This is a genomic window from Paraglaciecola sp. T6c (assembly GCF_000014225.1).
Taxonomy (GTDB): Bacteria; Pseudomonadota; Gammaproteobacteria; order Enterobacterales; family Alteromonadaceae; genus Paraglaciecola; species Paraglaciecola atlantica_A.
In genome coordinates this window covers 4,672,179-4,694,442 of record NC_008228.1, presented here as the reverse complement: position 1 = coordinate 4,694,442, position 22,264 = coordinate 4,672,179, and the positions used below count along the sequence as shown (strand labels likewise).

The 22,264-nt window shown below is 44.8% G+C and carries 19 protein-coding genes; 13 read left to right on the top strand and 6 right to left on the bottom strand.

The window, feature by feature from the left end:
• Both PATL_RS19930 and PATL_RS19925 read left to right on the top strand, forming a co-directional pair.
• Positions 1 to 1,443, top strand: coding sequence for an aldehyde dehydrogenase family protein (locus PATL_RS19930; protein ID WP_011576602.1), 1,443 nt, complete (start codon positions 1 to 3; stop codon positions 1,441 to 1,443).
• A 36-nt stretch (positions 1,444 to 1,479) separates the two neighbouring features.
• On the top strand, positions 1,480 to 2,568 hold the full coding sequence (locus PATL_RS19925; RefSeq protein WP_011576601.1) for a hypothetical protein: 1,089 nt from the start codon (positions 1,480 to 1,482) through the stop codon (positions 2,566 to 2,568).
• Positions 2,569 to 3,361: 793 nt separating this feature from the next.
• On the opposite strand, the gene pobA is transcribed toward PATL_RS19925, so the two are convergent.
• On the bottom strand, positions 3,362 to 4,576 hold the full coding sequence (pobA, locus tag PATL_RS19920; protein ID WP_011576600.1) for a 4-hydroxybenzoate 3-monooxygenase: 1,215 nt from the start codon (positions 4,574 to 4,576) through the stop codon (positions 3,362 to 3,364).
• Between the two features lie 140 nt (positions 4,577 to 4,716).
• Here pobA and PATL_RS19915 point away from each other — a divergent pair, with 140 nt between their 5' ends.
• A complete protein-coding gene (locus PATL_RS19915; protein WP_011576599.1) occupies positions 4,717 to 5,598 on the top strand; it encodes a helix-turn-helix domain-containing protein in 882 nt (293 codons plus the stop codon).
• Positions 5,599 to 5,611: 13 nt separating this feature from the next.
• Here PATL_RS19915 and PATL_RS19910 read toward each other — a convergent pair whose 3' ends face one another.
• Complete coding sequence (locus PATL_RS19910) at positions 5,612 to 6,814, bottom strand: LysR family transcriptional regulator (RefSeq protein WP_011576598.1); 1,203 nt, start codon at positions 6,812 to 6,814, stop codon at positions 5,612 to 5,614.
• 128 nt (positions 6,815 to 6,942) lie between these two features.
• On the opposite strand from PATL_RS19910, the gene PATL_RS19905 reads away from it, so the two are divergent.
• The 9 genes from PATL_RS19905 (at position 6,943) to PATL_RS19865 (ending at position 15,012) form a co-directional block, all read left to right on the top strand.
• Complete coding sequence (locus PATL_RS19905; RefSeq protein WP_011576597.1) at positions 6,943 to 7,629, top strand: 4-carboxy-4-hydroxy-2-oxoadipate aldolase/oxaloacetate decarboxylase; 687 nt, start codon at positions 6,943 to 6,945, stop codon at positions 7,627 to 7,629.
• Positions 7,630 to 7,631: 2 nt separating this feature from the next.
• Positions 7,632 to 8,729 (top strand): 4-oxalomesaconate tautomerase, encoded by a 1,098-nt coding sequence (locus PATL_RS19900; protein WP_011576596.1) that lies wholly within the window; start codon positions 7,632 to 7,634, stop codon positions 8,727 to 8,729.
• Between the two features lie 67 nt (positions 8,730 to 8,796).
• Positions 8,797 to 9,816 (top strand): amidohydrolase family protein, encoded by a 1,020-nt coding sequence (locus PATL_RS19895; RefSeq protein WP_011576595.1) that lies wholly within the window; start codon positions 8,797 to 8,799, stop codon positions 9,814 to 9,816.
• Positions 9,813 to 10,721 carry an amidohydrolase family protein gene (locus PATL_RS19890; protein ID WP_011576594.1) on the top strand — a complete coding sequence of 303 codons (909 nt, stop codon included), beginning with the start codon at positions 9,813 to 9,815 and terminating at the stop codon, positions 10,719 to 10,721. The genes PATL_RS19895 and PATL_RS19890 overlap by 4 nt, the downstream gene beginning before the upstream one ends.
• A 9-nt stretch (positions 10,722 to 10,730) precedes the next feature.
• A complete protein-coding gene (gene ligA, locus PATL_RS19885) occupies positions 10,731 to 11,117 on the top strand; it encodes a protocatechuate 4,5-dioxygenase subunit alpha (RefSeq protein ID WP_011576593.1) in 387 nt (128 codons plus the stop codon).
• The gene (locus PATL_RS19880) at positions 11,117 to 11,956 is read left to right on the top strand and encodes a class III extradiol dioxygenase subunit beta (protein ID WP_011576592.1); all 840 of its coding nucleotides are present in this window, start codon (positions 11,117 to 11,119) and stop codon (positions 11,954 to 11,956) included. The genes ligA and PATL_RS19880 overlap by 1 nt, the downstream gene beginning before the upstream one ends.
• Before the next feature lie 9 nt (positions 11,957 to 11,965).
• Positions 11,966 to 12,904, top strand: a complete 939-nt coding sequence (locus PATL_RS19875) for a Gfo/Idh/MocA family oxidoreductase (RefSeq protein WP_011576591.1) — start codon at positions 11,966 to 11,968, stop codon at positions 12,902 to 12,904.
• Between the two features lie 28 nt (positions 12,905 to 12,932).
• Complete coding sequence (locus tag PATL_RS19870; protein WP_011576590.1) at positions 12,933 to 13,919, top strand: aldo/keto reductase; 987 nt, start codon at positions 12,933 to 12,935, stop codon at positions 13,917 to 13,919.
• Between the two features lie 19 nt (positions 13,920 to 13,938).
• A complete protein-coding gene (locus PATL_RS19865; protein WP_011576589.1) occupies positions 13,939 to 15,012 on the top strand; it encodes an OprO/OprP family phosphate-selective porin in 1,074 nt (357 codons plus the stop codon).
• Between the two features lie 344 nt (positions 15,013 to 15,356).
• Here PATL_RS19865 and glmS read toward each other — a convergent pair whose 3' ends face one another.
• The 3 genes from glmS to glmU all read right to left on the bottom strand — a co-directional run bounded on the left by glmS (position 15,357) and on the right by glmU (position 19,457).
• Positions 15,357 to 17,189: a glutamine--fructose-6-phosphate transaminase (isomerizing) gene (gene glmS / locus PATL_RS19860; RefSeq protein ID WP_011576588.1), complete on the bottom strand. Its 1,833-nt coding sequence runs from the start codon at positions 17,187 to 17,189 to the stop codon at positions 15,357 to 15,359.
• Positions 17,190 to 17,192: 3 nt separating this feature from the next.
• Positions 17,193 to 17,972, bottom strand: coding sequence for a DeoR/GlpR family DNA-binding transcription regulator (locus PATL_RS19855; RefSeq protein ID WP_041714623.1), 780 nt, complete (start codon positions 17,970 to 17,972; stop codon positions 17,193 to 17,195).
• 123 nt (positions 17,973 to 18,095) lie between these two features.
• Complete coding sequence (gene glmU, locus PATL_RS19850; protein ID WP_011576586.1) at positions 18,096 to 19,457, bottom strand: bifunctional UDP-N-acetylglucosamine diphosphorylase/glucosamine-1-phosphate N-acetyltransferase GlmU; 1,362 nt, start codon at positions 19,455 to 19,457, stop codon at positions 18,096 to 18,098.
• Between the two features lie 389 nt (positions 19,458 to 19,846).
• On the opposite strand from glmU, the gene PATL_RS19845 reads away from it, so the two are divergent.
• Positions 19,847 to 21,271, top strand: a complete 1,425-nt coding sequence (locus PATL_RS19845; RefSeq protein ID WP_011576585.1) for a sensor domain-containing diguanylate cyclase — start codon at positions 19,847 to 19,849, stop codon at positions 21,269 to 21,271.
• A gap of 87 nt (positions 21,272 to 21,358) precedes the next feature.
• Here PATL_RS19845 and PATL_RS19840 read toward each other — a convergent pair whose 3' ends face one another.
• Complete coding sequence (locus PATL_RS19840) at positions 21,359 to 22,261, bottom strand: DMT family transporter (RefSeq protein WP_011576584.1); 903 nt, start codon at positions 22,259 to 22,261, stop codon at positions 21,359 to 21,361.
• Positions 22,262 to 22,264 lie beyond the last annotated feature (3 nt).

Below are 22,264 nucleotides of genomic sequence, written 5' to 3'. Positions count from 1 at the left end.
ATGCAGTCATATCCACTATTTATTGACGGTGAATACCAACAAGCAACGTCAGGTAAAGAAGATACCAGTTATAACCCAGCGACGAGTGAGCCGTATGCTGTAGTGCAATTGGCAAGTGTACAAGATGCTACTGACGCCATAGCTTCTGCGCATCAAGCATTTCAGACTTGGAAAGATGTGCTTCCTTCTGTTCGAGAAAAAATTCTACTAGACATTGCTGACGCTTTTGAGCGCCGGGCGGATGAGTTTAAGGATTTGCTCATTGATGAAGCTGGCTCAAGCATGCTTAAAGCCGGCTATGAAACACATCACGCCCCCAGCTTCCTGCGTGGAATGGCGGGTGAATGTCGCCGCGTAAAAGGTGAGACATATCAATCTGATTATCCTGGACTGAAGTCGTATTCTATTCGGCGTCCGCTAGGTGTTGTGCTTTCCATTGCACCCTTTAATTTCCCATTACTGTTGGCGATCCGAAAAATTGGTTGGGCGTTAGCTGCCGGAAATACAGTTGTACTTAAGCCTTCTGAAGTGACTCCCGTTATTGCCCTAAAGCTAGCGGAAGTTATGACTGAAGGGGGCCTGCCCAAAGGGGTTTTGAATGTCATCCCTGCTAATGGTGCAGAGTTAGGTGATGTGTTGATTGCTGATGAACGAGTACGCAAGGTAACGTTTACAGGTTCAACCCGCGTAGGTAAGTCTATCGCGCTGGCTTGTGCTAAGTACCATAAGCCGATTACGTTAGAAATGGGCGGAAAAAACCCGTTTATTGTATTAGCTGATGCAGATGTGGATTACGCCGTAGATGCGGCGACATTCAGCAACTTTATGCATCAAGGTCAAGTGTGTATGACAGGCTCAAGAGTCATTGTTGAGGATGCGGTATATGACGAGTTTGTTAGAAAATTCACCGCCAAAGTCAGCGCATTAGGGTATGGCAATCCGCGTGATCCGGGCGTTATCGTTGGGCCGTTAATTCGCCCAACACAGACAGAGTTTATTAAGAAACAGGTGGAAAAAGCTGTCGAGCAAGGCGCGAAGATTAACGTCGGTGGCCATTACGAGGGTAACGTATTTCAGCCTACGGTTATTAGCGATGTGACATCGGATATGTCCATTTTCCATACTGAATGTTTTGGACCCGTGGCAAGTGTTATTAAAGCGTCTGATTATTTACATGCCTTGGCTCTAGCAAACGACAGTGAATACGGCCTAACTAGCGCTGTTATTACCAACGATCTGCAAATGAGTATTTTCTTCTCCGAGAATCTTGAGAGCGGCATGGTTCATATTAATGGGCCGAGTATCCGCGATGAAGCCGTCGTCCCTTTTGGCGGTGTTAAAAACAGTGGAATGGGACGAGAAGGCGGCACTTTCGCCATGGACGAATTCACAGAATTAAAGTGGATCACCGTGCAAATGGGTCAGCAGAAATTCCCTTTTTAAGGTCGTTTTAACCTAGTCATAATATCGGAGAGTCTCGTGATAGAAGCTCAGTCAATACAAGAAAAACAATCGAGCCCAATACTGATTGGTGTTTGCGCCACATTGTTAGTGCTAGCGATTTCTGCACTTATCATTGCTGGATTCACTCAGGTTTTTGGCTTGCCGTTCTTTTTGGAGTGGGTCGGAACATTTTTGCTTTGTGCCACCCCATTTCAAGTCATGATGGCCGTTGTTTGGCATCACAGAGTGCCGAGTAAGATAGCCGAAATGTCTCAACCTCTTAAAGGTGTAATACTGACTTCGATGGTATTACTCGCTGGAAGCATTATCACTCCGATATTATATTTTACCGTTGGGCAAGGCGTGATGAGCCCAATTTTAATACACTTTGCTATTCAATCAGTGGGTGTCAGTTTATTAGTCATATTGATATTTGGTGGTTGGCCAATTAACAAATTAACTGATAACCCGTTATGGCAAGGCATTGCAATACTGATTTATTGCTATCTGCTGAACTACGTACTTTTTAAACTATTCTACGACTACAGCTTTTTCTCTGGTTTACCTTTTTACTCCCCTGAACTCGAGCCTGGAGGGATGTTCAATGGTATTAGTGCGCTGTCATTTGCGGTGACCGTTGTGGCAATGGTGATGGTAGCGACCATGTTTGAGTTATGGCCAATAACGAAAATGGGTAAAGACATTAACCAACCATTGATGGGGTTATTAAGTACAGGGTTGATAGTATGTGTATCCGGGGTTGTGTATTACATTTTTGTTGGTTTACTGAAAATGGAACCAATGGACTTTATGGTTAAAGGCCCCGTCTGTATTATTTTCGGTACTTTCTTGGTGGAAAATATGATGCAGTTCCAGCTTTTTAGTCAATGCGTGCAACCGCTTAAAGGGCTGTTAAAAGTTGTATTATGCTTAATTGGCGCCTTCGTTATGTATCACCTTTATTCCTATGCGTTGCCTTTTTTTGCGGGAACGGATCTCGTCCCTGGTCCAGAAATGGGCTACGCTCGCGAAGCTTGGATAGGCACCGCCACTCTGGGCGTGACTTTTCCTGTTATCAATATCATTGCCGGTGCATTTGAGCTTTGGCCCGTAAAACGAAATTAACCAATTTCAATTTAGATTGAATTCGGTGCTACCAAGCTTGTTCGGCACCGAGTTCTGCTATTTATCACTTTTAAACCTCTGCAAATATCCCTTCAATTGCACTGAAATTCGCGAAGAATCCTTACAAACGCCTTATTTCTTATTTCTTATTTCTTATTTGTACCGACTCCAGTGAATATTTAACCACTTCGCGAAAATTCAAAAGGGCTTAATCAAGGCGCTTGAATGATAGCCTTTTATGAAGAAACAACCTGGGCACTTTCAGGTTCGAGCAACACCGAGTAAGCCCTTTAAATTCGCCCGAAGGAAACCCCTAGCGGTTTTTATGCTACGTCCTCGGTATATGAAAGGGAACCATCATTCTTGTGCATCCACGCCTTGTTCACCATCCGCTGGATGAATTATAAGAGCGCAATTATTAACTGGAATGGGTGGAGTGTAACCAGTGCATTGGCACTACTACTTAACATTCTGAGTGGTGTTTTTCCGCCGGGTTATAGAATAACGCGCCCTACAAGCGATACTATTTTTGAACAGTCCCTGTTGAACATGGTTTTTCTAAGGGACCCTAGTATGCAAATATTATATTTTAACAGAAGATAAATATTGATACGAAAAGTGGTCTTTTGGCTGACCAAGAGGGCTGAGATAAAGAGTAATGCACACGTGCAATTTGATGTGGCTTTGAGCGGTGATGGGCGCGGTGTCAAACGAGCGTTATTTACTTCGTTTAAAAACTAGCCTGTCGGTTTTAGCATTAACAGGCTAGTAGGGTAATTATTGAAAACCGGCTTTACACGTCGGAATATGGCATGCCAACGTACTGAGTTGCGATCACCTGTTGACCTTCTTGATGTGACAGGTAGAAGTCCAGCTCAGATGCCATAAAGCGCTCAAATGTTTTATTGTCCATGTTATTAGCATCACCGCCACAATCAGTAAATTCATGAAGCATATTGCTCATCCACCACGAGAAACGTTCGGCGTGCCAGACTCGGCGCAAGGCTATTTCTGAATATTGTTGGGAAGCATTAGTTGCACCTTCGTTGTACTCTTTTGTTAGCAAACGGTACAAGGTCGATACATCTGACGCTGCTAAATTTAGTCCTTTTGCACCCGTTGGGGGCACAATATGTGCTGCATCACCAACCAAAAATAGCTTACCTAGCTGCATCGGCTCACACACAAAGCTGCGTAACGGGGCAATACTCTTTTCGAGGCTTGGCCCGGTAATAAGGTTACTCGCTGCTTCTTGAGGCAAGCGTTTTCTCAACTCATCCCAAAACCTTTCATCACTCCACTGCTCAACTTTGTCAGTTAAGGGTACTTGTAGGTAATAGCGAGAGCGTGACGATGAACGCATACTGGCCAGGGCGAATCCACGTTCCGTTTTGCAATAGATTAGCTCATCGCTGACAGGCGGAGTGTCGCTAAGTAAGCCTAACCAGCCAAAGGGATATACCCGTTCAAATTCGTTACGCTTTTCCTCTGGGATACTTTTGCGGGAGACGCCATGAAAACCATCGCAACCAGCAATATAATCGCATTCTAGTGTGTAATTAACACCATCTTGGCTAAAGGTAACTGTTGGATGAGCACTTTCGATATCGTGTAAGGAAACATCGCTGGCGCTGTAGTATGTGGTTAATGCTTTCGTTTCTCGGGCTTGCATGAGGTCACGAGTGACCTCGGTTTGTCCATAACACATGACGGTTTTACCATCCGTGAGCTTGTTTAAATCAATTCGATAAGGTGTGCCATAGTAACTAATTTCAAATCCATCGTGCACATGCCCTTCACCATCCATTCGCTCATTGACGTTTGCTTCTCTCAGCAAATCCACTAAGCCTTGTTCCAAAATCCCGGCGCGTATACGGCCTAGCACGTACTCACCCGATACGCGTTCAACGATGATGTTGTCGATACCCTGTTTCGCCAAAAGTTGGCCTAATAATAATCCTGATGGTCCTGCGCCGATAATGGCGACTTTTGTTTTAACGGTCTGCATTATGTTCACTCTTTGACTAACTCAGTGACTTAATCATCGAATAGTTAAACAAATTTTATAATTCAACTCTGTTGCATATTATTGTACTTTTGCGTCATGTTAATTTAATGTCATTACACGTTAAATTATGATTAATAGATATGTCGGCAAGTATTCCTTTTTACGATTTATATGGTGAATCCTTTATTCGCAAAGATGTTGGTTTGGCTCATGTAGAGGACATTGCTTTTCGAAGCCGAGGGTTAGGATGGGAAATTGAGCCTCACAGACATGACAAGCTCACCCAAATAATTTGTACTTTTGATGACTCATGGGTTGTCCAACTTGATGATAAACGATATGAGCTAAGCGGAAACTGGTTAGTTTTAATCCCCGCTGGTGTGGTGCATGGCTTCGTATTTGAACCGAATATTCAGGGCTATGTCGTATCGCTAAACCAGGATGTTCTAGAGGGGACTTGCGATGCCGACCCTCAATCGACGTTACCAGAACTTTTGTGGGTGCCTTCGGTGATTGAGTTTCGTGACAGGCAGCAAATTGAGCGCTTCATGACTTATATTAAATTGCTCAAAGATGAACTGGTTAGCGCAGAAGCTGAGCAGGGATTAGCAATTAATCGACTGGTACAAATGATATTACTCACCGTTAAACGACAACAACATTTGCAAGCGGTGAGTGCAGGCTCAAGCGGACGGGAGTCAAAGGTTTTGCTCGCGTTTCGGCACTTAATCGAACAAAACTATACAAAGCATCTATCAGTACAAGATTACGCCAAACAACTGCATGTCTCTGTGTCGACCCTTAATCGATTATGTCAAGGGCAACTAAATGAATCACCTAAATCAATTATTCATCAAAGGTTAATTAGCGAAGCGAAACGACGGCTGATATATACGCGTCAGAGTGTCGAGGAAATAGCATATACTTTGGGTTACAAAGAGCCTGGCTATTTCAGTCGATTTTTTAAATTAGGTGTGGGTATGAGTGCTGGAATGTACCGTAAAACCAGTGTGATCTCATAGATGGCTTATCTCATCAAACCGTAGCGGTTTGCTCATAGTGAGATTCAATGATTTCTAAGAACCGACGTTGAATATGAGTCGCTTGCCAATTTTTCCGCATACTCAAGCCTATTTCGCGGTTTGTGTCTGCCAATGGCATAGGGCATACCGCCAATAAACCATTTTTAACTTCGACGTCGACTTGTCTTGCTGGCAATAAGGCGGCTCTTTCACTGTTGAGCAGTAATCCACGTATAGCGACCATGGCGCTACACTCTATTACTTGCTCGGGCGGCACTAAGCCTCGGCTGTTAAACAATTCATCAAATACTAGGCGAGCGGGTACACCTTTTCCTGGTACCACCCATTTCAGGCTTTGCAATTCTGTGTTTGACAAGGTCGCACGCTTTGCAAATTTGTGGCCCGCTTTAACCACCATACTCAAGGGATCATCAAATAGTTTGTGTTGCTTTATATCATTATGGGGGAGGGGATATCGTAACGCACCGACGATCACGTGTAACTGGCCATGCAATAGGTAATTGACTTGTTCTTCATAAGGCCCATCAATGATACTGACCTGCGCTAGCGGAAATTCATCTAGCAATTGCAGAACGCAACGAGGCACAATTTCAGTGCGGGCCAAAGGGAGGCTGCCAATGCGAATTGAACCATTCATGCGACCGTTAACCTCGCCAATTTCTTCAAGACCTTGAGATAGTTCAGCGAAAAATAAGCTCGCATAACGTGTTAGCTGACGAGCTCGCCATGTGGGCTCTACTCCGGTGGGAGAGCGCTGGAATAAGCACTGCTCACATAGGGTTTCTAAATCTTTAATAGAGCGGTGCAGGGTCGGCTGAGTTAATCCCATCTGTATAGCCGCAGCAGTATAGCTTTGTAATTCAGTGATGGTAATGAGGGCTTTTAGCTGCCGGCTACTGACTGAGCGCACAAAGGAGTGCATTTTCGGCTTATCAGCGTTAAACAACATAGCTCCTGCATACTGTAAATGCTTGAAAGCGCGATCTGCTCGGTTTAAGAAGCGAGCACCGTTTTCGGTACAATACATACCTGAGTTAGTACGACTGAAAAGTGTTAGTCCAAGAGTTGCTTCAAGTTTATTAATACCCTGAGTCAGCGCAGATTGGGTTAAATGAATCTGTTTTGCTGCTGCACTAATGGTGCCTGAGTTCTGTATTTCTAACGCGCAAAGCAAATGCCTAAGATTAAATTTCATATCTATTTAACTAGCTTGTTTTTTATTCATTATAGAAAAAACTAATGGTGAGTGTCATCTTTTTAAACAGTTTTTTAACGAACTGTACGCCATACTCATTTCGCAATTTTATTTTAATAGGTGAAGCCATGGCAATCTGTGTAACTGATACTCCTCGTCCTGATAAAGCTCTCGTGGCTAAATACCAAGGGTTTGAAGTCGCCACCGTGCATGAAGCACAAGGTCGTAAAGGTTTACTTGCTGACTATATGCGTCCGATTTACAAACCCGCTAAAGTAGCAGGCCCAGCAGTGACTTGCGAAGTGGCGCCAGGAGACAATTGGATGATCCATGTTGCGGTTGAACAATGTCAACCGGGTGACGTGTTAGTGGTCAAGCCGACAAGTCCAAGTGTGGATGGTTTTTTTGGTGATTTACTGGCTACTTCTCTTAAAGCGCGCGGTGTACTCGGGCTGATCATTGAAGGAGGAGTACGTGATACCGCTACCTTAACGGCAATGAATTTTCCGGTGTGGTCAAAATCGATATTCTCACAAGGTTGTGTAAAAGAAACCATTGCCAACGTTAACGTACCCGTCATGTGTGCAGGTGCTTATATTCGTCCAGGTGACATGATAGTGGCAGACGAAGACGGTGTTGTGGTCGTAGCGCTTGAAGAAGCTGATAATGTGCAAACCAAAGTAGAGCAACGCATGGAAAATGAAGAATCTAAGCGTGTCCGTTTTGAAAACGGCGAGCTAGGGCTTGATATTTACAATATGCGTGAGCGACTTGCAGCTAAAGGCTTGGTTTACGTTAAGTACAACGAGCAATAAGCATGTCTGAAACACATCTTCAAAAAGCAATTCCGTGTTACATCATGCGTGGCGGCACCTCTAAGGGATTATATTTTCTGGCAGAGGACTTGCCAGCTGATCCCATTGAGCGTGATGACGTGTTGCTAAGGTTAATGGGGTCCCCCGATGAACGCCAAATCGACGGTTTAGGCGGCGCACATCCGTTGACGAGTAAAGTGGCTATTGTGAGTCAATCAAGCCGTGATGACGCTGACGTTGATTACTTGTTTTTACAAGTGTCTGTGGATAAAGCACAAGTCAGTGACACGCAAAACTGTGGAAATTTACTCGCAGGTGTTGGCCCTTTCGCCATTGAAAAAAAACTGATTGCAGCCTCTGAACCCTACACCGATGTGCGCATTCATATGCTCAATACTGGGGCTAATGCGGTGACGCGAGTTGACACTGCGCACGGTATCGTTAATTACTCAGGCGAAGCTGCGATCGACGGCGTACCGGGTACTGCAGCACCAGTCTTAATTGATTTTTTAGAAATTGCAGGCTCAAGCTGCGGAACACTTTTCCCTACTGGGAACGCCCAGGATGTCATTTTAGATTTCCCCGTCACATGTATTGACAATGGGATGCCTGTGGTACTGCTAAACGCAGAGTCATTTGATTTGAGCGGGGCCGAAACCCCCACTGAATTAGAAGCGAATCAATCACTTAAAGACAGGATTGAGGCCATTAGGCTTGAAGCTGGTAAATTAATGAATCTGGGCGATGTAAGCAAGAAAACCGTACCCAAAATGTCTCTGATATCCCCAGCCTTGAAAGGCGGGGTTTTGAATACCCGGACCTTTATCCCACATCGAGTACATGAAGCGATAGGTGTTTTAGGTTCGGTAAGTGTTGCTACTGCCTGTGTTTTAGAGGGCACCGTGGCCAGTGATTTGATTCAACAAGCATTTGACGACGGCACGATTAGCATTGAAATTGAGCATCCCACTGGGCAGTTTACTGTTGAAATGGAAGTGGTGGGCAGTGTCAGTATTACCGAGTTTACCGTGCAACGGGCAGCGCTTTTACGCACAGCTCGATTGTTGATGCGCGGCGAAGCTATGCTACCAAGCCAATAATCTGGCTGATTAAAACATGTTGTTTTTAGCTCAGACACTTTAGACCCGCAGAATTGAGGAGAGAAATATGATCATCGATTGCCATGGCCACTATACTACCGCGCCAGAGCCTTTACAGTTGTTTCGCCAAGCGCAGATCAAGGCTTATCAGGAAGGTGCAGCCCTACCGGAAGTCCCACATATTAGCGATGATGAAATTCGCGAGAGCATTGAAAAAAATCAAATAAAATTACTAGATGAACGTGGTCTTGATATGACGATTTTTTCTCCACGTGCCTCAGCAATGGCTCATCATGTGGGCGATGAAGCCGTATCGAAACAATGGACTAGTGCCTGCAACGATTTGATTGCTAGGGTTGTCGAGTTATACCCAGAGCGTTTCATTGGCGTGTGCCAGTTACCCCAATCGGTCGGTGTGCCGATTAAAAACTCAATTGAAGAGTTAGAGCGCTGCGTAAAAGAAAAAGGTTTTGTTGGTTGTAACCTGAATCCAGACCCTTCGGGGGGGCACTGGAATTCGGCACCATTAACCGACGCTAGTTGGTATTCCTTTTACGAAAAAATGGTTGAGCTAGATGTGCCGGCCATGATCCACGTGTCAGGCTCGTGCAACCCTAATTTTCATGCTACGGGTGCCCACTACATGAACGCTGATACCACGGCTTTCATGCAGTTTTTAGAAGGAAATTTGTTTAAAGACTTTCCTAATTTACGTTTCATTATTCCACATGGCGGCGGGGCAGTACCTTATCACTGGGGGCGCTATCGTGGTTTGGCGGATATGATGAAACAACCACCACTGCGTGAGCATGTAATGAAAAATGTGTATTTTGATACCTGTGTTTATCATCAGCCCGGTATCGATTTGCTGTTTAACGTTATCGATATTGAAAACATACTTTTTGGATCTGAAATGATTGGTGCGGTCCGTGGAATAGACCCAGAAACGGGCCACTATTTCGACGATACAAAGCGCTATGTGGACAGTCTAAATTTGACGGATACAGAGCGTAGTAAAATATATTCGGGCAATGCGCGTCGGGTTTATCCAGGTCTAGATAGAAAATTAAAAGGCATGGGGTTATGAGCGCATTTAACAAAGATGCTGATTGGCTAGATTGGCATCCGTCCCCCTCCAAACCAAAATTTGTTGTGCCTAATGGCGCGGTGGATGCCCATTGCCATGTATTTGGTCCTGGTGCTGAATTTCCGTTTGCTCCTCAGCGCAAATACACCCCTTGCGATGCGTCCAAAAAACAACTATGGGCATTACGAGACTACTTGGGTTTTAGTCGTAACGTAGTCGTCCAAGCGACGTGCCATGGGGCAGACAATAGAGCTCTCGTCGATGCACTGCTGGCTTCCAATGGTCTAGCTAGAGGTGTGGCCACTGTTTCGGAAGACGTGACAGATACTGAGCTTGACGCACTTCACCAAGCCGGCGTAAGAGGCGTGCGATTTAACTTTGTTAAGCGTTTAGTTGATGCTTTACCTTTTGATTCCTTAAAGCGCATTGCTGCGAGAATTAAGGAGCTAAATTGGCACATTGTTATTTATTTTGAAGGTCAGGAACTGCCAGAGCTTTATGACTTCTTTACGAGTTTACCAACTACTGTGGTAGTCGATCATATGGGACGACCTGACGTTACTAAGCCTCTGGATGGTCCTGAATTTTCGCTGTTTCTAAAATTGATGCGTGAAAACGAAAATTTTTGGTCAAAGGTTAGTTGTCCAGAGCGTATATCAGTTGCCGGACCATCAAAGCATTATATGGATGTTATCCCATTCGCCCGCACCGTAGTGGAGCAGTTTTCACAGCGCGTATTGTGGGGGACTGATTGGCCGCATCCAAATATGAAAACGCACATGCCTGATGATGGTCAATTAGTCGACATTATTCCGCTTATTGCCCCGACAACTGAATTGCAACAGAAGTTGCTTATCAGTAACCCAATGCGCCTTTACTGGCCTGAACAGAGCATTAAATCTTAAGGAATAAAAATGTCTTTAGATAAGCCTTATCAAAAAATCCCTGGTACTACCGTATTTGATGCGGAAATGGGGCGGCGTGGTTATCACCTAAATCAATTTTGTATGTCGTTAATGAAAGCTGAAAATCGGGCTTTATTCAAAGCAGACGAGCGTGCTTATTTAGATAAATGGGATATGACAGAAGAACAAAAGCAAGGTGTCCTTTCTCGTGATTACAATCGCATGATGGCAAGCGGCGGGAATATCTATTTCCTGGCTAAAATATTCTCCAGCGATGGGCTTAGTTTTCAGTTTGCAGCGGCTACCATGACAGGCATGAGTCAACCTGATTATGCACAAATGATGCTTGATGGTGGGCGCGCCCCCGAAGGCAACATGTTCGAAGGAGATAAATAATGGCAAAGATTACAGCTGGTGTGGCTACTTCACACGTTCCCGCTATAGGTGCTGCCATCGATAATGGCAAAACAACTGAACCTTATTGGCAGCCTTTGTTTGCCGGATACGATTTTGCTAAAGAATGGATTAAGCAAGAGAAACCCGATGTAGTGATTTTGGTTTATAACGACCATGCCTCTGCGTTTGACATGAATATTATTCCAACTTTTGCGTTAGGCTGCGCACCGTCGTTTTCCCCTGCCGATGAAGGATGGGGGCCACGGCCTGTGCCTGATGTTGTTGGTTACCCTGAACTTGCAGCACATATTGCCCAATCTGTGATTCAGCAAGATTTCGACTTAACCATAGTGAATAAGATGGATGTGGATCATGGCTTAACGGTGCCACTATCATTGATGTTTGGTCAGCCCGAGGCTTGGCCATGTAAGGTGATACCGCTGGCCGTTAACGTGGTGTTGTATCCAGCACCATCGGGTAAACGATGTTATGCCTTAGGTAAAGCCATTCGTAATGCGGTTGAAAGTTTCGATGAAGATGTAAATGTACAAATCTGGGGCACGGGTGGCATGAGCCATCAGTTGCAAGGCCCTCGAGCAGGCTTGATTAATCAAGAATTTGATAATGCCTTCTTGGATCGTATTGTTGACGATAGCGACAACTTATCCGAGATGCCGCATTTTGATTATTTGAATCAAGCGGGTTCTGAAGGTGTTGAGTTGGTCATGTGGCTAGTGATGCGCGGAGCATTGAATGACAAGGTAAAACTTAAAAAGCGTTTTTACCATGTACCTGCGTCAAACACCGCTGTCGGCCATCTCGTTTTAGAAAATGATTAGGAGTGAATAATGAAAGTAATAATTGTAGGCCCTGGCGCTTTTGGAATTAAACACTTAGATGGCATTAAGAATATTAACGATGTTGAAGTGGTCGCCTTAGTCGGACGTTCCGCTGAAAAAACACAAAAAGTGGCGGATGAATATGGCATCCCACACATTTTCACAGATTTAGCCGAAGCCCTGAAAATCGATGCTGACGCCGTTATTTTATGTACACCGACTCAGCAACATGCTGAGCAATCAATTCAATGTATGCAAGCTGGCAAACATGTGCAGGTTGAAATCCCTTTAGCGGACTCGTGGGCGGATTCTCAAGCGGTAGTTAAAGTACAGGAAGAGACAGGCAAGGTCTGTATGGTCGGTCATACGCGACGCTTTAACCCCTCTCACCAATGGGTTAATCAGCGCATCACGGCTGGCGAACTGAATATTCAACAGATGGACGTGCAAACTTATTTCTTCCGTCGTAAAAATATTAATGCGAAGGGGGAAGCTCGTTCATGGACTGACCATTTATTGTGGCACCATGCTGCCCACACAGTTGATTTATTCGCCTATCAAGCGGGCAGTAAAATAGTTAAAGCCAACGCAGTGCAGGGGCCGATTCACCCTGAACTGGGGATTGCATTGGATATGTCAATTCAGTTACAAGCGGAAAACGGCGCTATTTGCACCTTGTCATTGTCATTTAATAACGATGGTCCTCTTGGTACTTTCTTCCGCTACATCTGTGACAATGGCACTTATATCGCACGTTATGATGACTTATTTGACGGCAAAGAGAACAAAATAGATGTGTCGAATGTCGCTGTGTCAATGAATGGTATAGAGCTACAGGACAGGGAATTCTTTACTGCTATTAAAGAAAATCGAGAACCCAACTCGAGCATTGGTCAAGTATTGGCTTGTTATAAAGTTCTGCACGACCTTGAACAGCAACTTGTATAACAAGGTAATTTAATATCAGGGGATAAAAGTGAAGCAACGTATTATTGCGCAACAACAGGTATCAGACGTTGGTTTAGGATGCATGAATTTAAGCCATGCCTATGGGCACCCATTAAGCGAGTCGGAAGCGGCCCGGGTTGTCGCTGAAGCCCTAGAATGTGGCATAACTCATTTCGATACCGCGGCGTTATACGGCTTTGGCAAAAACGAAATTTTGTTAGGAAAATTGCTTAAGCCACATCGAAAGAACCTCTTTCTAGCGAGCAAATGTGGCATGACTGGTGTTAGCGGTAAGCGCGTTATCGATGGTCGCCCTGAGACATTGCGTCAAACCCTAGAGACGTCACTGACTAGCCTACAAACTGATGTTATAGACTTGTACTATTTGCATCGCTGGGACAAAAGCGTTCCTATTGAAGACAGTGTTGGCGAGCTATCTCGAATGGTTGACGAGGGCAAAATAAGAGCGGTTGGGCTCAGCGAGGTATCATCGAAAACCTTGCGTAAAGCCCACGCTGTTCACCCCATTGCTGCGCTTCAAACCGAATATTCGTTGTGGAGCAGAAACGCAGAAATTTCTGTACTCGATACCTGCGTCGAACTTGGCACGGCATTCGTGGCATTTTCACCATTGGCTCGTGGGTTTCTTAGTGGAAAGGTAACTGACATAAACGCATTGGTGGACGGTGATATACGCAAAAACATGCCTCGATTTCAGGCTTATCATATGCAACAGAATCTACCCTTGTTGACTGAACTTCGTTCGATGAGTACAGAGCTGAACTGCAGCATGGCACAATTGAGCCTTGCCTGGTTACTGCATCAAAGCGATCACATACTTCCCATACCAGGTACCACGCAGATTTCACATTTACGGGACAACATCGCAGCGTCTGATATATCACTTTCACATTTTCAGATAGAAAAATTAGCTCAACTATTCGATCATCAAAATATCAGTGGCCCTCGGTATCCTGCTAACACTCAGCTTGAAATAGACACAGAAGAGTTCTAAGTAACACCGAGACCAATGAATGAGCACGCCCCAATTGCGCGTCTTTTGCGCTTTTCTAGCGATTGTTAGTTTCACAAGCATAGCTCAGCAGCCCATAGGCGTTCAGTTAGGTGGGCATTTAATGGTCGATTATGACCACTTTGATGCAAATTTTGTCGATGTGGCAAACGCAGCTAATAGTCATTTAGAATTGCGACGTGTTCGTTTGGCACTTGCTTCTCAATTATCGAAAAGCTTAAGTGCGAACTACTCTGTTGAACTTACACAAGACCTCGATGTTAAAGCCGCCTTTATCAAATACACAGGTTGGGACATCGCCAATATCACCATAGGAAGGCAGAAGGAGGGTTTTGGATTTGAAAGGCTAATGGGGGCCAGAAACTTTATTATGATTGAGCGGGCTATGGCGACCACAGTGATTTCGCCCGGTCTTTCGTATGGTGTTAACTTTGCTGGTAGTCGCGGAGAATTAAGTTGGCAATTAGGTTATTTCCAGAAAAACGATGCTGACAACGGTGAGTCGGTCACGGGGAGACTGGCATGGACACCTTGGCACACAGACAATGGCTTGATACATGTAGGGATCGCATCCAGCCAACGCCGTATGCACGGCGATACATATAGCATAAATAGAAAAGTGGAGGTCGGTAGTGCTGATCCAATCATCAAAAATCGCAAGATTGTAGCGGATTCTGTATCACAGACCGGCTTCGAGTTTATGTGGCAAAACAATGGCTTTCTCAACATTACCGAATGGCAAACATCAAGAGTAAGTGCAGTTGATGGCAGCGAATATCTGTATCAGGGAGGGTATAGTCTTATGGCTTATAGCTTATCTGGGAAAAACAGAAAATTTGAAGAAGGCATTCTTGGAGGGATCGATAGCAGCCATTGGGAAGTGACAATGCGATATAGTCAGATGGCGCTGGTGAAAGAAAATGACCAAGTTAATACAATATCCATTGGACTCAATTACGTTGTAAAAAATGACCTCAAGTTCATGGTCAACTTTATTAAGGCACGCATTTCAGAGGATGGTGCGCAGCGTAAATCTGGAGAGGCAATTTCACTGCGAGTACAGTACCACTTTTGACTTTTTTAGCGCGCAGTTCACACTGTTCGTATCTGTCAAATGAGTCTGGGAAAGGTTCATTTACCAAGCTGCCCATCTGTGTTTAGTACCACTAAATCAGCTAAATTCGTAAAAATGAAGATTTTTGAAAATTGATGTAATGAAATATTCAGCAATGACATCGTCACTGACGATAGTGATTTCATACTGACAACTTCTACCTAAACAGTCTTTTTAAAAAGGACAAAATCAAAGTATTTTGTCGGACTGCGTTGAAACCAGCTCATTCGAGCCGGTTTCAAACTTTAATTCCAAGTTTCAAACTTTAATTAGATCGCAAAAAATAATTACTTTAAATCAATGACTTACTCGACCGTGACACTTTTCGCGAGGTTCCGAGGTTGGTCTACATCTGTGCCTTTGATGATGGCGACATAATAAGACAGCAACTGTAATGGCAGGGTGTAGATAATTGGGGCGATGGCCGCTTCACAGTGTGGAACGTTGATCACGCGCATGGTTTTATCGCTCTTGAAGTGGGCTTCTTTATCGGCGAATACATACATGATGCCGCCGCGGGCACGCACTTCTTCTACGTTTGATTTTAGCTTTTCTAACAGCTCATTATTGGGAGCGACTACGATGACCGGCATTTCATCATCGATTAAAGCAAGTGGACCATGCTTTAATTCGCCAGATGCGTAGGCTTCTGCGTGAATGTAGGAAATTTCTTTGAGCTTAAGCGCGCCTTCCATAGCGATCGGGTATTGATCGCCACGACCTAGGAATAAGCTGTGCTGTTTGTCGGCGAACTCTTCGGCTAAATCCTTGATGCCTTGGGTGAGGCTTAGGGTTTCTTCCAGTTTGCTTGGCAAACTATGTAAACCATCAACAATGGCTTTGTGATCGGCCTCTGTCATGCCGTTATGTTTGCCTAATGCTAACGTTAACATTAAGAAACCGGTTAACTGGGTGGTAAACGCTTTGGTCGACGCCACGCCGATTTCTGCCCCTGCAAGGGTCATAAAGGCGAGGTCTGATTCGCGTACAAGCGAGGAGCCTGGCACGTTACATATGGTTAAGCTTGAGGTGTAGCCCAAGCTTTTTGCTAGGCGTAAAGCGGCTAGGGTATCAGCCGTTTCACCTGACTGAGAAATGGTGACTAGCAAGCTGTTGGGGTGAACGAATGATTTGCGGTAGCGAAACTCAGAAGCGATTTCAACGTTACATGACACATTGGCGTATTCTTCTAACCAATATTTGGCGGTCATGCCTGAGTGGTAGCTGGTACCACAGGCAACAATTTGTACGTGCTTGATGTTGGCAAGCACCTCGTCTGCATCTTGACCAAAAATATTCGGGCTGATGTCGTGTTCACCCAAACGGCCCTGCAAACAGTTGCGCACGACTGAAGGCTGCTCATGAATTTCTTTGAGCATGTAATGGCGATAGCCTGCTTTATCGCCAGCATCGTGCTCTACATCTGATTCAACAATATCACGCTCGACGACTTGACCGCTTTGATCGTACACGGTGACGCTGGTGCGGGTCACTTGGGCTACATCGCCTTCTTCAAGGTACATAAAGCGACGAGTTACAGGCAGCAATGCCATTTGGTCTGAGGCTATAAAGTTTTCACCGATACCAAAACCAATCACGAGTGGGCTACCTGAACGGGCAACAATCATGCGCTCTGGATCGTGTTTATCAACAATAACCGTGCCATATGCCCCATCAAATTTACTCACAGCCATTTGCACCGCTTGCAGTAAATCTACCCCCTGATCTAGTTCATAATGTACCTGATGCGCAATGGATTCGGTGTCAGTGTCAGACGTGAAACCATAGCCTTTGGCTGATAGTTCAGCACGCAGATGTTGGTAATTTTCGATGATACCGTTGTGCACGACCGCAATGCGCTCACTTGAAAAATGCGGGTGAGCATTGGCTTCGGTCACTCCGCCATGAGTAGCCCAGCGCGTGTGGGCAATACCTACACTGCCTTTGGCTGGATTGTTATGTAAGGCGTCGGCCAGCTCTTTTACTTTACCAATGCGACGAGTGCGGGTTAAGTTACCCTCGTTGTCGAGTAAGGCAACACCAGCAGAATCGTATCCGCGATATTCAAGGCGTTTTAGCCCTTCAAGTAAAATTTCTACTACGTTACGTTCGGCTATTGCGCCAACAATCCCACACATACGTTATGCTCCAAATGACTTAGTTGTTGCGCAAATAACCTTCACGCCCTGTTGTTCAATATGTTGTTTATCGCTTTGAGCAATTAAATCATCGGTAACCAGTACCGATATCGCCTGCCAAGGCAATTCAACATTAGGTATTTTTCGTTGTAGTTTTTCTGATTCAGCCATGACCACGACCTCGCTAGAGACTTCAGCCATGACTTGGGTTAGTTGGGTCAATTCGTTGAACGTGGTTGAGCCCTTTTGTAAATCGAGACCTGCTGCGCCAATAAAGGCCTGGTCGAAATTGTATGCACGCAGCACTTGTTCAGCCATTTTGCCTTGAAATGCATGTGATTGAGGATCCCACGTGCCACCTGTCATCAACACCTTTGGCTCGTTTTCGGTTTCCAGCAGTGAATTGGCTACATGCAGTGAGTTTGTCATGACGACCAAACCTAGCTTACTTGCCAACTCAGGAATTAGGGCCGCTGTGGTGCTGCCACTATCAATGATGATGCGGTTATGATCTTTAATTAAGGTGGCGGCGGCTTTCGCAATCGCTATTTTACGTGCAGACAATTTTTCACTGGATAATTCAGAGGAGTCTTGCGGCAGCGGCACTGCTCCGCCAAATTTGCGCAATAAAAGACCGTTGTTTTCAAGCTCAGTGAGATCTTTACGGATAGTGACCTCTGAGGTAGAGAAAAGCTTCGCCAGTTCATCCACCATCACTTCGCGATGTGAGTGAAGACGGTCGACAATCGCTCGACGTCGTTGTTGTGTGTTTCGTTTTTGCATATTTCGAAATATATATGTTTCGAAATGAAAGATAAAGCCTTTCTTTTGCATCTTATACTAAGGTGTTAGATACAAAAAAACCTCCAAAGGAGTTGGAGGTTTCACTTATTCTACCTTCAACATTTATTCTGGCTTTGTAGGACGTTGCCAACCACTGACGTTTCGCTGTTTTGCTCGAGCAATCGCTAATTCTTGATCGGCGACCGTTTTCGTTACCACCGAGCCCGCACCAACGGTAGCCATATTACCAATCTGAACAGGGGCAACTAAGGCACTGTTAGAACCAATAAATGCGCCGTCGCCAATAATGGTTTTAGACTTGTTTACACCATCGTAGTTACAGGTGATGGTACCTGCACCGATGTTGGCGCCTATTCCAACGGTAGTATCACCTAAGTAAGTTAAATGATTGGCTTTTGAGCCTTTGCCTAGTGTGGTTTTTTTCATCTCGACAAAGTTGCCAACGCGTGCATTTTCGTGCATCACCGCACCTGGGCGTAAGCGTGCATATGGGCCAACCGAGCAGTTTTCACCAACTATGGCTTGATCGAGCATGCTGTTGGCTTCGATAGTCGCGCCATCTGCAATTTCACAGTCTTTAAGTATGCAGTTGGGGCCTATAGTGACATTGGAGCCAATTTTGACGGTGCCTTCGATAACCACATTCACGTCTATGCTGATGTCTTGGCCCACTATAATGTCGCCCCTCAGGTCAAAGCGGTGGGGGTCAAGCAAACTAACACCTTGCATCATCAGCTCTTGAGCTTGTTCAAATTGAAATGCGCGCTCGATAGCGGCCAATTGCTTGCGGTTATTGATGCCTTCGACCTCAATTTCACTGTTTGGCTGAGCCGCTTTAATGACTTTTCCTTCATTGGCTGCCATTTCAATGACATCGGTAAGGTAGAATTCACCTTGGGCATTGTTGCTATTTAAATTCGCAAGCCAGCGCTTTAAATCTTTGCCATTAAGTACCATCATACCTGTGTTTATTTCACAGATTTGACGCTGGGCGTCGCTGGCATCTTTATGCTCAACAATCGCGGTAACATTGTCGCCTTGGCGAATAATACGCCCCATGCCTGTTGGGTCAGCAACGTTGACAGTCAGTAATGCGACATCGGCATTGTTTTTTACTTGCAACAAATTATGCAGGGTATTGGCTTTGATAAGGGGAGCATCGCCAACAAGAATAAGCACATCTTCATCATCAGAAATATGTGGCACCGCTTGCTGCACAGCGTGGCCAGTGCCCAACTGTTCTGCTTGTAAGCACCAATTGAGCGCATTGTGGCCCAAAGCTTGTTGTAGTTGCTCTGCCTGATGGCCGTATACTAAATTGATAGAAGCGGCACCCAATTGATGTACGGTGTCAATGATGCGCTGCACCATAGGTTTTGCGCCAATAGGGTGTAAAACCTTCGGCATGGAAGACTTCATGCGAGTTCCCTTACCTGCTGCGAGTATTACCACTGAAAATGCCATTTAGTATCCTGAGTCATTTAAATTCCAAGGTATTTTACTGATGCAAGCAAAAACTACCAGCGCTTGATCTCTGTTAGGCTTCAAGACGTATCTTTTTTATTGGTTAACGAACCAAACTAAGATTTTGCAACCAAAGTACAATGGGTTTACTTTTGATGCTTGCGTATAGTGTTCTCATTGGGGTAACTTTACCTACCTTTTTGCTTTGACCGATAGGTTGTATGGTAATAGATGTGTTTTACTGCATAAATGTGTTGCCAATTTTTAATTTAGTTGGTTAAACACATGTGTTTAGTTTAACGTGAACAAATAATCAGTAATGCTACAGTTAATGAATAACAGGGCAGGCTGATAAGCAGTTTTTTGGTTTATTTTATACAGGGTAGTTTGTGAATATCTTTCGAACATTACATCGCAGTATTTTGCTGCTCTTCGTCGTTGTGGTTGTATCCATCGTTACCTTGGTGCACTTTAGCGTGTCTAAAATCGTCGCGGAGCAAAGCCGTGCTCAGCAGCAGTCTCATTCTCCAGCCGTAGAGCTCATTGTGCAGCAACTAATGAAGCCGCTGCATATTTCTGAAACCCTTGTTAAAGCAAAAGAATTGCAAGATCTCATGGGCGCACAGAGCGTTGATGAAGACGCGGTGTTTGCTAGCCTTAAACGCTTGCACCGTGAATTTGGCATGAATTTCTTTATCGCCAGTGAAAAGAGTCGTCGCCAATACTATTCCGATGGCACAACCACGGAATTGGTTGAAGGGGACGTGAGTTGGTATTTTAAATATAAAGAGTCAGCTCAGAATGAAATAGCCGATATTGGTAAGTGGGAAGACACTCACTTTTATATCGATTTAAAAGTCTTTGATGAAGATCAGAATTTTCTTGGGTTTTTCGGTGTAGGTAAAAGCCTAAGAAGCTTTTTGGATATTTTCGCGCGTTACAAAGAAACCTATGGTTATGATTTTATCTTTGCGGACCAAGACAGAAACATCACCTTGTCGTCTGATCCCAAATTAGTCGCGGCTAATTCAAAGTTTACCAATTTAACGGAATTGCCTTGGTTTAAAGATTTGTCGGAAGAGGAGCAAGCGGGCTCGCTTAATAATTTATTGGTTAAAATAAACGGCTATGATTTCTTAATCGCTGAATTAAATATTCAACCTTTTGATTGGACGCTGTATTTAATGACGCCTCTTGAGTCGCGTCAAACAGAGATAAGCCGAGGCTTTATTTTCAGTATAGTGACCTTGTTGGTGCTTATTTTTGGCCTATTTTTGATCATATATAACCTGTTGTATTACTTCAAAAAAGACATGCAAAAGACCCGTCAAATAGACGTGTTAACTGAATTGCCCAATCGCGCTAGCATGTCCCTTAAGTTCGATGGCTTGATGTACGAGAAATCTTCTGTCAGCTTGGTGCTTATTAATCTCGATAATTTTAAATCTGTGAATGAAACCCATGGGCGTAAGGCAGGGGATATTGTGTTACGCCAAATCGCGTCAATGTTGCAGTTAGAGCTTAGAGAGCAAGATATTATTGGGCGATGGGGTGGTGAAGAGTTCTTGTTGCTACTGCCCAATACCGGCCCTCATGAGGCGGTAGATGTAGCAGAAACCGTACGTAATCGCCTAGCCAATATGACGATAACAACAGGTAGCATGTCTATTCAAATGACGGCCAGTTTTGGTGTGTCGTTTACGGCTATCCCTCGGGCCATAAATGAAGTGATTGCCGCTGCCGACGATGCGCTTTTTGCCGCTAAGCGGGAAGGACGAAACGTGGTGCGCCTGCAATTGATTGAGGAGCATTAATTCTTCAATCTGCATTGCAAGGTTGAGTGCCTGGTGCATTATATATGGCTATGCAGATATATGTTAGTTTGCATAGCCAATAAGGCATTACACCGCAGGTTTGGCTTTTAACCTACGTTTTGCTATCACGCGGCTTGCCACTCCGGTGACGAGTAACACACCGCATATAACTAATATCACGCCTACCCACATCGAAGGTGTTAAGGTCTCATTTAATAGGACAATCCCCCACAGAATACCGAAGGCTGGAATTAGGTAAGCCACGGTTAGGGCATTGCTTGGGCCGACTTTGGCGATTAATCTGAAGTACATCAAATAAGCTAATGCAGTGCAAAGTGCACCAAGAGCAATGGCATCAACCCAACTGCTTGGCGAAGGAAGCGTGCTAGGCATAAACCAAATATTCAGTGGTAACAGACACAGTGTTGCTGCAAACAAACTGCCTGCGGCTAGCGCCATTGGACCCACGGCGCTGAGGTGTTGCTTAGTAAAGCAGCCAGCATAGCCGTATAGGGCGGTGGCAACTAAAGTCGCTAAAGTGGGCAAAATGGAAATGCCGTCAAATGCGGCGGCCTGCGCAGCACTAAGCACTGCAACCCCAAGAAAACCAATCAACAACCCCAGTACTGCAACGCTAGGTATGCGCTGCTTTAACCACAACCAGCCAATCATTGCCCCAAACATAGGGGCTGTAGCGTTCATCACAGAAGCATATCCAGCTCCTATGTGTAATAAACTGTAGCTAAATAAACAAAATGGTATGGCAGTATTGGTTAACCCAACTATTAAAATACCGCGCCAATGCTCGGTTATTTGTCTGATTGCGACGCGATTGCACACAAATGGCAGCAAAATGAGGCTGGCAATACTTGCTCGCATGGTGATTAAGCTTATTGGACCAAATTCAGGCGTGGCGGTGCGAGTGAAAATAAATGCGGCCCCCCAAATGCTTGCAAGCAAGACTAGCTCGATAAAATCGCGTAATTGCATTTA

Bases quoted from the DNA above. Each gene is read 5' to 3' on its own strand.
- pobA (WP_011576600.1), bottom strand. From the start codon at position 4,576: ATGCAGACCGTTAAAACAAAAGTCGCCATTATCGGCGCAGGACCATCA.
- PATL_RS19840 (WP_011576584.1), bottom strand. From the start codon at position 22,261: ATGCAATTACGCGATTTTATCGAGCTAGTCTTGCTTGCAAGCATTTGG.
- PATL_RS19915 (WP_011576599.1), top strand. From the start codon at position 4,717: ATGTCGGCAAGTATTCCTTTTTACGATTTATATGGTGAATCCTTTATT.
- PATL_RS19890 (WP_011576594.1), top strand. From the start codon at position 9,813: ATGAGCGCATTTAACAAAGATGCTGATTGGCTAGATTGGCATCCGTCC.
- PATL_RS19895 (WP_011576595.1), top strand. From the start codon at position 8,797: ATGATCATCGATTGCCATGGCCACTATACTACCGCGCCAGAGCCTTTA.
- PATL_RS19910 (WP_011576598.1), bottom strand. From the start codon at position 6,814: ATGAAATTTAATCTTAGGCATTTGCTTTGCGCGTTAGAAATACAGAAC.
- glmU (WP_011576586.1), bottom strand. From the start codon at position 19,457: ATGGCATTTTCAGTGGTAATACTCGCAGCAGGTAAGGGAACTCGCATG.
- PATL_RS19880 (WP_011576592.1), top strand. From the start codon at position 11,117: ATGGCAAAGATTACAGCTGGTGTGGCTACTTCACACGTTCCCGCTATA.
- PATL_RS19875 (WP_011576591.1), top strand. From the start codon at position 11,966: ATGAAAGTAATAATTGTAGGCCCTGGCGCTTTTGGAATTAAACACTTA.
- PATL_RS19930 (WP_011576602.1), top strand. From the start codon at position 1: ATGCAGTCATATCCACTATTTATTGACGGTGAATACCAACAAGCAACG.
- PATL_RS19865 (WP_011576589.1), top strand. From the start codon at position 13,939: ATGAGCACGCCCCAATTGCGCGTCTTTTGCGCTTTTCTAGCGATTGTT.
- PATL_RS19900 (WP_011576596.1), top strand. From the start codon at position 7,632: ATGTCTGAAACACATCTTCAAAAAGCAATTCCGTGTTACATCATGCGT.
- PATL_RS19855 (WP_041714623.1), bottom strand. From the start codon at position 17,972: ATGCAAAAACGAAACACACAACAACGACGTCGAGCGATTGTCGACCGT.
- PATL_RS19905 (WP_011576597.1), top strand. From the start codon at position 6,943: ATGGCAATCTGTGTAACTGATACTCCTCGTCCTGATAAAGCTCTCGTG.
- glmS (WP_011576588.1), bottom strand. From the start codon at position 17,189: ATGTGTGGGATTGTTGGCGCAATAGCCGAACGTAACGTAGTAGAAATT.
- ligA (WP_011576593.1), top strand. From the start codon at position 10,731: ATGTCTTTAGATAAGCCTTATCAAAAAATCCCTGGTACTACCGTATTT.